The organism is Mycobacterium hackensackense (genome assembly GCF_025822555.1).
Classification (GTDB): domain Bacteria; phylum Actinomycetota; class Actinomycetes; order Mycobacteriales; family Mycobacteriaceae; genus Mycobacterium; species Mycobacterium fluoranthenivorans.
The window spans coordinates 99,104-110,749 of record NZ_JACKUC010000031.1 but is presented as its reverse complement, the minus strand read 5'-3'; the positions used below and the strand labels follow the sequence as shown (position 1 = coordinate 110,749).

Annotated in this window: 11 protein-coding genes; 3 read left to right on the top strand and 8 right to left on the bottom strand. The window is 69.6% G+C overall.

Features of this window, described 5'->3' with window-relative positions; all coding sequences use genetic code 11:
• Positions 1–28 precede the first annotated feature (28 nt).
• From H7J86_RS20645 to sucB, 5 genes are read right to left on the bottom strand one after another with little or no spacing between them, the layout of a single operon-like run.
• Positions 29–781: a DUF4191 domain-containing protein gene (locus tag H7J86_RS20645; protein WP_187096075.1), complete on the bottom strand. Its 753-nt coding sequence runs from the start codon at positions 779–781 to the stop codon at positions 29–31.
• Positions 782–797: 16 nt separating this feature from the next.
• Positions 798–1,730, bottom strand: coding sequence for a lipoyl synthase (lipA, locus tag H7J86_RS20640; protein ID WP_267293144.1), 933 nt, complete (start codon positions 1,728–1,730; stop codon positions 798–800).
• Complete coding sequence (lipB, locus tag H7J86_RS20635) at positions 1,727–2,389, bottom strand: lipoyl(octanoyl) transferase LipB (protein ID WP_267293142.1); 663 nt, start codon at positions 2,387–2,389, stop codon at positions 1,727–1,729. Before lipB ends, lipA begins: the two co-directional genes overlap by 4 nt.
• Positions 2,390–2,398: 9 nt before the next feature.
• Positions 2,399–3,319: a TIGR01777 family oxidoreductase gene (locus H7J86_RS20630; RefSeq protein ID WP_267293140.1), complete on the bottom strand. Its 921-nt coding sequence runs from the start codon at positions 3,317–3,319 to the stop codon at positions 2,399–2,401.
• A complete protein-coding gene (gene sucB / locus H7J86_RS20625; RefSeq protein WP_267293138.1) occupies positions 3,319–5,046 on the bottom strand; it encodes a 2-oxoglutarate dehydrogenase, E2 component, dihydrolipoamide succinyltransferase in 1,728 nt (575 codons plus the stop codon). The genes H7J86_RS20630 and sucB overlap by 1 nt, the downstream gene beginning before the upstream one ends.
• A gap of 146 nt (positions 5,047–5,192) precedes the next feature.
• On the opposite strand from sucB, the gene H7J86_RS20620 reads away from it, so the two are divergent.
• Entirely contained in the window at positions 5,193–5,531 is a 339-nt protein-coding gene (locus H7J86_RS20620; RefSeq protein ID WP_090353763.1) for an oxidoreductase, read from the top strand.
• Positions 5,532–5,542: 11 nt separating this feature from the next.
• Here the strand turns inward: H7J86_RS20620 and H7J86_RS20615 are convergent, their stop codons facing one another.
• Complete coding sequence (locus tag H7J86_RS20615; RefSeq protein ID WP_267293136.1) at positions 5,543–7,060, bottom strand: leucyl aminopeptidase; 1,518 nt, start codon at positions 7,058–7,060, stop codon at positions 5,543–5,545.
• Positions 7,061–7,065: 5 nt separating this feature from the next.
• On the bottom strand, positions 7,066–8,154 hold the full coding sequence (locus H7J86_RS20610) for an adenylate/guanylate cyclase domain-containing protein (RefSeq protein ID WP_090353764.1): 1,089 nt from the start codon (positions 8,152–8,154) through the stop codon (positions 7,066–7,068).
• 42 nt (positions 8,155–8,196) lie between these two features.
• Here H7J86_RS20610 and gcvT point away from each other — a divergent pair, with 42 nt between their 5' ends.
• Positions 8,197–9,333, top strand: coding sequence for a glycine cleavage system aminomethyltransferase GcvT (gcvT, locus tag H7J86_RS20605; protein WP_187096070.1), 1,137 nt, complete (start codon positions 8,197–8,199; stop codon positions 9,331–9,333).
• A gap of 22 nt (positions 9,334–9,355) precedes the next feature.
• Entirely contained in the window at positions 9,356–10,462 is a 1,107-nt protein-coding gene (locus H7J86_RS20600) for a branched-chain amino acid aminotransferase (RefSeq protein WP_090353767.1), read from the top strand.
• On the opposite strand, the gene H7J86_RS20595 is transcribed toward H7J86_RS20600, so the two are convergent.
• Positions 10,459–11,628 carry a zinc-binding dehydrogenase gene (locus tag H7J86_RS20595; protein ID WP_090354007.1) on the bottom strand — a complete coding sequence of 390 codons (1,170 nt, stop codon included), beginning with the start codon at positions 11,626–11,628 and terminating at the stop codon, positions 10,459–10,461. The genes H7J86_RS20600 and H7J86_RS20595 overlap by 4 nt on opposite strands.
• Between the last annotated feature and the right edge of the window lie 18 nt (positions 11,629–11,646).

Genomic DNA, 11,646 nt, shown 5'->3' with positions numbered 1-11,646 from the left:
ACTCAGGCGCCGCGCCACGCGGAACGGTTCAGCGGCGCCTTACGGTGCGCTGGATGCCCTTCATCTTGCCCGCGTTGGGCAGCGGTCCCTTCGGCATCGCCGCCGGCCCGGCCTTGGTGCCGAGCGCGACCAGCTTGGACTCCAGGGAGTCCATCTGCTTGACCGTGATGTTGGCCGGCAGCTTCATCAGATGCCGCTCCAGCTTCGACAGCGGAACCTCACCCTCGCCATTGCCGACCACGATGTCGTAGATCGGCACCTCACCGACGAGGCGGGCGGTGCGCTTCTTCTCCTGCGCGAGCAGTGGCTTCACCCGGGTGGACGCACCCTCACCGACGAAGATCACGCCGGGGCGACCGATCACCCGGTGCACGGCGTCGAAATGCCCGGTCGCGGCCACGCCCGGGGTGACGCGCCACTTGCCGCGCATATTGTCCAGCGCCCAGGCCGCGGCACCGGTCTGCCCCTCGGCCTTGCGGTAAACCGACTTCTGGGCACGCCGGCCGAAGATGATGAAGGCGACGAGCGCTCCCAACACCACGCCCAGCGGGATCAGCATGTAGGTGGTGAACCCGCCGGCGAACAGGCCCAGCGCCACCGAAGCCGCGACGATCAGCACGAAGGCGCCGATCATGTACGGCAGCAGGCGCTTGTCCTCTTTGCGCTGCATTTGGAACGCCTGCCAGAGCTGACTGCGGCGCTGCTTGGACGCAGCCTTACGGGCAGCCTTGGCCTCGGCCTTTGCGGCCTTGTCGGCGGCGGGGTTACGTGATTTCGCCATTGGCCAAGGATACGGCTCAGGAAACGGGCGGGCGCACGCGCGCCGCCTGCTCGTACAACCGGCCCGCTCGGTAGGACGATCGCACCAGTGGTCCGGCGAGCACACCGGCGAAGCCCAGGCCCTCGGCGAAGGCCGACAACTCGACGAATTCGTCGGGGTGCACCCAGCGGTCCACCGGGTGATGCCGCGGCGAGGGGCGCAGGTACTGGGTGATGGTCACGATGTCGCAGCCGGCCTCGTGCAGATCGCTCAATGCGGCGCGCACCTCGTCGGTGGTCTCACCCATGCCGAGGATCAGATTGCTCTTGGTGACCAACCCGAAATTACGCGCGGCGGTGAGGACATCGAGGCTGCGCTGGTAGCGGAACGCGGGGCGAATCCGCTTGAAGATGCGCGGCACGGTCTCGACGTTGTGCGCGAACACCTCCGGGCGCGACTCGAAGACCTCTTCGAGTTGTTCGGGGACCGCGTTGAAATCCGGTGCCAACAGTTCGACGCCGGTGTTCGGGTTGAGCGCGTGGATCTGGCGGACGGTTTCGGCGTACAGCCAGGCGCCGCCGTCGGGTAGGTCGTCACGCGCCACACCCGTGACCGTCGAGTACCGCAGACCCATGGCCTGGACACTCTCGGCGACCCGGCGCGGTTCGTCGCGGTCGAGTTCGGCGGGCTTGCCGGTGTCGATCTGGCAGAAGTCGCAGCGCCGCGTGCACTGCTCGCCGCCGATCAGGAAGGTGGCCTCGCGGTCCTCCCAGCATTCGTAGATGTTGGGGCAGCCCGCCTCCTCGCACACCGTGTGTAGGCCCTCGCGACGAACGAGGCTCTTCAGTTCGGTGTATTCGGGCCCGGTGCGCAGCCGGGTCTTGATCCACGGCGGCTTGCGCTCGATCGGCGTCTCGGCGTTGCGCACCTCGAGGCGCAGTAACTTTCGGCCTTCGGGGGCAATACTCACGACGGCAATGCTACGCGGATGCGCCCGTCCAACGCGTCGCTCACGGCGTCGCTGACCACGGCGGTGACATCCTTCACAGCCACCGGCCGGCCCAGCTCGGCGGTCAGCGACGTGACACCGGCATCGGCGATACCGCACGGGATGATGCCGCCGAACGCGCCGAGGTCGCAGTCGCAGTTCAGGGCGAACCCGTGCAGCGTCACCCCGCGGGCCACCCGGATACCGATCGCACCGACCTTGCGGGCAGGCTGACCGGGCACCCACACCCCCGACCGGCCCTCGACCCGGCCCGCGTCGACACCGAGGCCCGCGCACACCGTGATGAGTGCTTCCTCAAGGCGCCGAACGAAATTCACCACATCCAGCGGCTCCGTCAGCCCGATGATGGGATAGCCGACCAGCTGACCGGGGCCGTGCCAGGTGATCTTGCCGCCGCGGTCGGTGTCCACCACCGGGGTGCCGTCCAGCGGTCGCTCTTCCGGCAAGGTCCGCTTGCCGGCGGTGTACACCGGCGGGTGCTCCAGCAGCAGCAGGGTGTCGGGCCCGCCGGCGACCCGGGCCTCGGCGATCTCGCGCTGCAGCGCCCAGGCGTCGGCGTAGTCGACCGTGCCCAGCAGCCGGACCTCAAGGGGTGCGGTCGACGCCCGGATGGTGCTCATGAAGCCAAGCTACCCGGCGGGCGCGGCGCTGGTGGCGTAGGCCAGGGCCTCACCGACGGTGTTGTGGTGGAACACGAAACCCGCACGTTCCAGCGCGGCGGGGATCGCGCGCTGCCCGTACAGCAGGCCCTCGTCGGCGAACTCGCCGAGCACCGCGCGCAACGCGAATCCCGGCACCATCATCGGGGTCGGCCGGTTGAGTGCCCGGCCCAGCGCACCGGTGAACTCGGCGTTGGTGACCGGCGCCGGCCCGGTGAAGTTGACCGGCCCGGCCAGGTTGTCGTCGGCGATGGCGAACAGCAGCGCCCGCACCTGGTCCTCCAGGCTGATCCACGGAAAGTACTGGCGGCCGTTACCGAGCCGGGCCCCCAGGCCGAGGGCGAACAACGGACGCAGCCGGGCCAGCGCGCCACCGGAGGGGGACAGCACCACACCGGTGCGGGCCAGGACCACCCGGGCTCCGCCCTCGGCAGCGGTTTCGGTCGCCGCTTCCCAGTCCGCGCACAGCTGAGCCAGGAAACCGCGTCCCTGCGGTGCGCTCTCGTCGGCCACCTGATTGCGAGTGTCGCCGTAGTAGCCGACCGCACTCGCGTTGAGCAGTACGGGTACCTGCGCATCGGCGACCGCCCCGGCCAGCACCTCGGTGGGCCCGATGCGGCTGTCGCGCAGGCTCTGCTTGAACGAGCCCGACCAGCGCGCAGCGCCGACGCTGACCCCGCAGAGATTGACCACGGCATCCACACCGGCCAGCGCGTCGATGTCGAAATCGCCGGTGGCCGGATTCCAGAACAGCTCGTCCGCATTACCCGGCGCGCGCCGCACGATCCGGATGACCCGGTGATCGGCGGCGCGCAACGCCGTGGTCAGCGCCGATCCGATCAGCCCCGATGACCCGGCGATGGCGATCACGCCGGGCGCCTGCAGTGGCACTAGAGCCCCAGATCGGCCTCGAACGCCCCTTCTTCAAGGCGTCGCTTGATGGTGGTCAGGAAGCGGCCGGCGTCGGCACCGTCGATCAGCCGGTGGTCGTAGGTCAGCGGAAGGTACGCCACCGACCGCACACCGATCGATTCGTTGCCGTTCTCGTCGACCACCACGCGGGGGCGCTTCACGATGGCCCCGGTGCCCAGCATCGCCGCCTGCGGCGGCACCAGGATCGGGGTGTCGAACAGGGCGCCCTGGCTGCCGATGTTGGTGATGGTGAACGTGCCACCCGACAGCTCGTCGGGCTTGAGGTTGCCCGACCGGGCACGCGCGGCGATATCGGCGATGGCGCGGGCGAGGCCGGCCAGCGACAGGTCGCCCGCATTGTGCACGACGGGGGAGAGCAGACCCTGATCGGTATCGACCGCGAAGCCGAGGTGCTCGGCGTCGAAGTAGGTGATCTCCTTGCTGTCCTCGTTGTAGCTCGCGTTGACGTTCGGATGCGCCTTGAGCGCGTCGACGACGGCGACGGCGAAGAACGGCAGGAAGGTGAGGTTCACACCCTCGCGCTCGGCGAAGCTCTTCTTGGCCTTGGCCCGCAGTGCCACGATCTTGGTCAGGTCGACCTCGTGGGTCTGCGTCAGCTGGGCCGTGGTCTGCAGGCTCTCGCGGGTCTTCTTCGCCGTGATCTGCCGGATCCGGTTGGCCTTCTGCGTGGTGCCGCGCAGATGGGCGAGCGCCGGAGCGGGAGCCGCCGCCTTGGGCTCGGGGGCCTTGGCCGGTGCCGGTGCCGGTGCCGCGGGAGCCGGTGCTTTCTTGGCCTCGGCGGCGGCGAGCACATCCTGCTTACGGATCCGGCCGCCGACACCGGTCCCGGTGAGTGCGGCGAGGTCGACACCGTTCTCCGCGGCCAGCTTTCGCACCAGCGGGGTGACGTAGGGGCTGGCGTCACCGGACGGCGTGGCCGCGGCGGGGGCAGGCGTGGGTTCGGGCTTCGGCTCCGGCTTGGGTGCCGGCGGCGGGGTGGCGGCGGCCGGCTTCGGCTCGGGCTTCGGCTCGGGTGTGGGTTCGGGCTTGGGTTCCGGCGTCGGCGCGGGGGCCGGTGCGGCCGGCGCCGAACCCTCGGCGCCGATCTTGGCGAGCTCGCCGCCGACGGCGACCACATCGTCCTCTTCGGCGGTGATGGCCACCAGCACGCCGGCCACCGGGGACGGGATCTCGGTGTCGACCTTGTCGGTGGACACCTCGACCAGCGGCTCGTCGACGGCGACGGCGTCGCCGACCTTCTTCAGCCACCGGGTGACGGTGCCTTCGGTCACGCTCTCGCCGAGTTCGGGCATCTTCACCGACGTGGATTCGCCGCCACCGGTCGCGGCGGGTGCCGGGGCCGATTCGGCCGCCGCGGGCTCCGGTTCGGGGGCCGGCTCAGGCTCCGGCTGCGGTTCCGGCTCGGGGGCCGACGGCTCGGGTTCTGCTGCGGCTTCAGCGGATTCGCCGGCCTCGCCGATCAGTGCGAGATCGCCGCCGACCTCCACGACATCGTCCTCGGCGGCGATGATCTTGGTCAGCACTCCGGATACCGGTGCCGGGATCTCGGTGTCGACCTTGTCCGTGGACACCTCAAGCAGCGGCTCGTCGACCTCGACGGTATCGCCTTCTTGCTTGAGCCACCGCGTGACGGTCCCTTCGGTAACGCTCTCACCGAGTGCGGGCATCTGGACGGAGATGGCCATGGGTTGTGACTCCTCGAACAGTCGTCGTCGCGGTTGGAATGCGGTGCAGAACCCATCCTGTCACGTCCGCCCGGCTCGGTCGTCGCAGACGTCGGTACTTGCCGTTCTGGCACCATCGAAGGTGACAAAGAGAGGAGTTTCGCCGGGTGGGACTGTTCGATAGATGGCGTGGCTCGGGTGGTGGTGCTCGTGGCGCAGCCGATCTGGATTACCTGCGGCAGTGGGTCGCCACCCATCACGGCGTGGAGGCATTCGTCGAGCCCAAGACCACGGTCACCGAGGTCACCGTCGTGCTGGTGGCCGCCGACGGTGAGTGGACCAGGCGCCGCACCGGCGGTGACGCCGGCGCGCGGCGGCTGAGCCGGGAACTCGACATCCCGGTCTACGACGTGCAGAAGGTGGGCTACCCGCAGCGCATGCGCGACTACGACGCCCGGCGGCGCATCGAACGTCAGCGCGCGCTGCGCAGCGAACTGGAGGAGTGACGCGCGCTGCGCTACCCGTTGCGCGCGATGTCTTCGAGCACCGCGAACAGGGTCAGCGTCGGCACGCCGGTCCCGCCCTTGGGCGTGTAACCCCATGGGCCGCCGGTGTTGTACGCCGGGGCCGCGATGTCGATATGCGCCCACTCGACGCCCTCGGGCACGAACTCGCGCAGATACGTCCCGGCCACCAGCATCCCGGCGTACCGCGAGGAGCTGACATTGGCCAGGTCGGCGACCGTCGACTTGAGATCGTCCTTGAGCTCCTCGGGCAGCGGCATCGCCCACCCGTTCTCGCCGACTGCTTGTGACAGCCGGGCCACCCGGTCGCGGAACTCGTCGCTGCCCATCACGCCCGGGGTGCGGGCGCCCAGCGCCACGGTCTGCGCGCCCGTCAGGGTCGAGGTCTCGATCAGGTAGTCGGGATCGTCCTCGCCGGCGCGCACGATGGCGTCGGCCAGGATGAGCCGGCCCTCGGCGTCGGTATTGAGCACCTCGACGGTGATGCCGCCGTACTGGGTCAGCACATCGCCCGGGCGCTGCGCGGTCGAGGACGGCATGTTCTCGGCGATCGGCACGGTGGCGATGACGTCGATCGGCAGATTCTGCTTGGCGGCCAGCACGACGGTGGCGATGACGGCGGCCGCGCCACCCATGTCGGAGGTCATGTGGTGCATCCCGGCGGCCGGCTTGATCGAGATACCGCCGGTGTCGAAGGTGATGCCCTTACCGACCAGCGCGACGCGCTTCGGTTTGCGACCGGCGCCCTTGTGCGTCAGGCGGACCAGCCGCGGCAGGCGTGACGAGCCCTGGCCGACACCGACGATGCCGCCGTAGCCCCCCTTGACGAGTGCCTTGTCGTCCAGAATCTCGACGGTGAGTCCGGCGGCCTCACCCAGAGCCTTTGCCCGCTTGGCGAATTCGGCGGGGTAGAGGTGACTCGGCGGTGTGTTGACGAAATCCCGCGCGGTGGCCACGGCCGTGGCGATATCCACCGCCCGCTGCGCCAGCGCCTTGGTGGCCGCCTTGCTGTCCCCGGCCAGCGCGACGATCTTGGTCAGGCCCTTGTCCTTGGGGGCGGTCTTGTCGCTGCGGAACTCGGTGAATCGGTACGCACCCAGGATGAGTCCCTCGATGACCGCCTCGAGATCGAGTGCGGTGAGGGTGGTGACGACGGAACCGACCTTGTCCAGACTGCGGGCGGCGCTGCCGGCCAGCCGGCGCAGGGTGTCGGCGGGCCATTCGTCGCGTTCCTCGCCGAGACCGACCGTCAGCACACTGGCCACCGGAAGATCCGCGATCACCAGCCGGTGCTGCTGGCCCTCACCGCCGGTGCCGCCCAGTGCCGCGAGGCCGGACTCGATGGCCGCCACCGCGCCGGCGTCGAGATGGTCGCCGAGCACGCGGGGCCTGCCCTCGCCGTTGTCGCCGGCCACCACGCCGACGATGAGAACCGCGTCGCCGCCGCCGCGGCGGGGCAGGGACGAACTGACGGTGACGGACGGGGCCTGGTATCCGGATGCGCTGCTCACGGGGATCACCCTATAAGTGATTGCAGTGGGTACGCCGTGACCGGGACATCGAACCCCTTCAGGGTGAAGGAGCGCGCGGGTGCGAAATCGTGTTCGGGCAGCGCATCACGCAGCGCCGATGACGACAGGATCTGCCCCGGTTCGGCGTTGGTGGTCAAACGGGCCGCCAGATTCACGGGGTTGCCGAAATAGTCACCGCTGATGGCCAGCACCTCGCCATAGCCCAGCCCGGCCCGCACCTGCAGCCCCGCATCGCGTGCCTTCACATTCTCGACCAGGGCGACGGCCGCTGCCACCAGTTGCTGCGGTGTGGAGCTCACCCACATGACGGCATCGCCGATGAACTTCACCACCCGCCCGCCGGCCGCGTGCACCACGTCGGCCGCGGTGGCGCCGAACTCGTTGAGCAGGTCCGAGAGTTCGGCGGCGCTGAGCAGCTGGGTCAGTGCGGTGAATCCGGACAGGTCGGCAAAACCGATGCCGCACACCACAGTCGGTGATTCGTCGCGCACGACGTGTTCGAAGTAGGTGCGGGCGCTCATCAGATGCTGACGGTGTACCGCCTCGATCGTGGCGCCGATGCGGGGGAGATACCCGACCGCTGCCCGGTAGGCGCGGGCGGTGGCCAGCTCGTCGTGGGAGACCTCGATCTGGACCTCCGGGGAGCTGGCCCGCATCATCGACGATTCGGCCTCGGCCAGTCGCGCCATCCCGGCGCCGATCACCCGCAGCAATCCCGTCGCCGCGACATCACCGACGACCAGCCGCATCTCGGCCCAGGTACGCAGCGCCTCCACATCCGCGCGGCTCAAGGATTTGGTCGCACAGTCGGTGACGGTCAAGCCCAGTGCCGCCCAGGCCCGCTCCACATCTGCCAGCGGCACCCCGATTTCGGCGGCCGCGTCGGCCAGGCAGTACAGCATCGGCCCGGACCACTGCAGGACATCGCCGGCCAGGCCGAACAGCCGGCCGCGGGACTCGGCCTCGACCATCTCCGCGGCGGTGAAGCCGAGCTGGTCGAGATACTCGATGAGCGGGGCGCGCTGGCGGGCATCGGCGATTCCCGCGGCTTCCAGCGCGTCGAAATCGACCACGGTGCAAGTGTGCCAGCGCGATCCCCTTTAGGGTGGTGGATTGTGAGTGCCCAAGAGTCGACCGCCCCCGAATCGAGCACCGTATCGGGCTCGGTCCTGCATGGCCCCCTGGAGGACCGCCACCGAGCGCTCGGAGCCGGTTTCGCCGAGTTCGGCGGGTGGCTGATGCCGGTGGCGTATGCGGGCACCGTCGCCGAACACAACGCGACCAGGACCGCGGTGGGCCTGTTCGATGTCAGTCATCTGGGCAAGGCGCTGGTGCGCGGCCCGGGTGCGGCGGCATACGTCAATTCGGCGCTGACCAACGACCTGACCCGGATCGGGCCCGGTAAGGCGCAATACACGTTGTGCTGCAACGAATCCGGCGGCGTGATCGACGATCTGATCGCCTACTACGTCTCGCCGGACGAGATCTTCCTGGTGCCCAACGCGGCCAATACCGCCGCGGTGGTGGCCGAACTGCAGCGCCACGCCCCGGCCGGGCTGACCATCACCGATGAGCACCGCTCGTACGCGGTGCTCGCGGTGCAGGGGCCGAAATCGGCCGAGGTGCTCGGTGTGCTGGGCCTGCCCACGGAGTTCGACTACATGGGCTATGCGGACGCCGAATACAACGGGGTCCCCACCAGGGTGTGCCGTACCGGTTACACCGGCGAGCACGGCTACGAGTTGCTGCCCGCGTGGGACCGCGCCGGCGTGGTGTGGGACGCGCTGCTGGACGCGGTGCGCGCCGCCGGCGGGGAACCGGCCGGGCTGGGCGCGCGCGACACCTTGCGCACCGAGATGGGTTACCCGCTGCACGGGCACGAACTGTCGCTGGACATCTCGCCGGTGCAGGCGCGTGCCGGCTGGGCCGTGGGCTGGAAGAAGGACGCCTTCTGGGGCCGGGAGGCGCTGCTGGCTGAGAAGCAGGCCGGACCGCGGCGCACGCTGCGTGGGCTCAAGGCGCTCGGGCGCGGGGTGCTGCGGGCGGATCTCACCGTGTTGAACGACGGGAACCCGATCGGTGTCACGACGTCGGGAACCTTCTCGCCGACGTTGAAGGTCGGCATCGCGCTCGCACTGATCGACACCGCCGCCGGGATCGCCGACGGGCAGACGGTGACCGTCGACGTCCGCGGCCGCGCGCTGGAATGCGAAGTGGTGGCACCCCCGTTTGTGGCAGTCAAAACCCGCTAGCCTCGGGCGATACAATCTGACCATGACAGACGGTCCCCTCGAATTCACGCTTGCCCGCAACACGTCACCGGCAAGCGACGAGGTAAGAGCCGCCATCCTGGCCGATCCCGGATTCGGCCGGTACCACACCGACCACATGGTCTCGATCGACTACACCGTGGCCGACGGCTGGCACAACGCGGCGGTGCTGCCCTACGGCCCGCTGCAGCTGGACCCGTCGGCCATCGTGCTGCACTACGGGCAGGAGATCTTCGAGGGTCTGAAGGCGTACCGCTGGGCCGACGGCTCGGTGGTGTCGTTCCGGCCGGAAGCCAACGCGGCGCGGCTGCAGGCCTCCGCGCGTCGGCTGGCCATCCCGGAGCTGCCCACCGAGACGTTCCTGGCGTCGCTGCGTCAGCTGATCGCCGTCGACAACCAGTGGGTGCCCGCGGCCGGCGGTGAGGAGTCGCTGTACCTGCGCCCGTTCGTGATCGCCACCGAACCCGGGCTGGGGGTGCGGCCGGCCGACGAGTACCGCTACCTGGTCATCGGCTCACCGGCCGGGGCGTACTTCAAGGGTGGGATCAAGCCCGTCAGCGTGTGGCTGTCGCATGAGTACGTGCGGGCTTCGCCCGGCGGCACCGGCGCCGCGAAGTTCGGTGGCAACTACGCCGCGTCCCTGCTGGCGCAGGCACAGGCCGCCGAGCGGAGCTGTGATCAGGTGGTGTGGCTGGACGCCATCGAACGCCGCTACGTCGAAGAGATGGGCGGGATGAACCTGTTCTTCGTGTTCGGCAGCGGCGGCACGGCGCGGCTGGTCACCCCGGAGCTGTCCGGTTCGCTGTTGCCCGGTATCACCCGGGATTCGTTGTTGCAGTTGGCCACCGACGCGGGTTACGCCGTCGAGGAACGCAAGATCGATGTCGACGAGTGGCAGAAGAAGGCGACGGCCGGCGAGATCACCGAGGTGTTCGCGTGCGGTACCGCCGCCGTCATCACCCCGGTGTCGCACGTCAAGCACCGCGACGGCGAGTTCACCATCGCCGACGGCCAGCCCGGTGAGGTCACCATGGCGCTGCGCGACACCCTGACCGGGATCCAGCGCGGCACCTTCGCCGATACGCACGGCTGGATGACCAACCTCGGTTAGACCGGCGGGACCGGCTCCTTGGCCGCACTGCGCGGATCGATGAGGATCTTCGCGTGCTTCTCCGGGTCGGCCAGGGCGTCGAACGCCGCCGCCACACCGTCGAGTCCGACGGTGCCGGTGATCAGCGGGCCGGCGTCGAGCTTGCCGTCGGCCAGCAGGTGCAGGGTGTCGCGGAACTCCAGCGGGGTGTAGCCGAACACGAACCGCAGGTCGATCTCCTTGCCGATGGCCATCGACGGGCGCAGTTTGTCCTCGCCCATGCACAGCCCGACGACCACCACGCGGGTGCCCATCGGTGCCGCGGCGATGACACCGTCGATCATGCCCGGAACGCCGACGCACTCGAACACGATGGGGCGCTTGGGATCTGCGCCGCCCAGTGAGTCGACCAACCGGTACAGGTGCACCCAGCCCGGGACCTTGCGCAGCTTCTCCATGGACCCCACGGCGAGCTCGAACAGCGCGGGTGCCTCGGTGATGGTGCCCTTGGTTCGCGCCGCGTCATACGGCGAGTCCACCGCCGGGTCGACGACGATGTCGGCGCCGCACCGTGTCGCCAGCGCCCGGCGGCCGGGGGAGAAGTCGCTTGCCACGATGGTCTGCACGCCGCGGGCCTTGAGGTGGCAGATGACGGCGAGGCCCAACGGGCCGCAGCCGATGACGACCGCGGTGTCGCGCCGGGAGACGGCGCTGCGCCGCACCGCGTGCAGCGCGACGGCCATGGGCTCGGTGAGTGCGGCGACGTCCATCGAGAGACCGTTGGGGATGGCGAAGCTCATCGACGACTCGGCCAGCACCTGTTCGGCGTAGCCGCCGGGGGCCAGCGGCGACAGCCCCGTCATGTGCACACCGCCGTGGGCCCGCACCATCGGGAACACCGCCACCGGGGTGCCGACCTTGAACTCCCTGGCGGCGCCCTTCCCGCGTTCGGCGACCACACCGCAGAATTCGTGGCCCATCACCACCGTGGAGCTGCTGGAGATGAAGTCGTGGTAGCCGATCTCGTCCATCACGCCCTTGAGCTCGTCAGCCTGCGTGCGGGCGTGCAGGTCGGAGCCGCAGATGCCGGTGCGGGCGACGTCGATCACCAGCTGGCCCTTGGCCGGGCGCGGCGCGGGCAGGTCGACGACGTCGAGTACGCCGGCGTGACAGGTCACGGCGCGGATGGTGGGGGCGGTCATCCC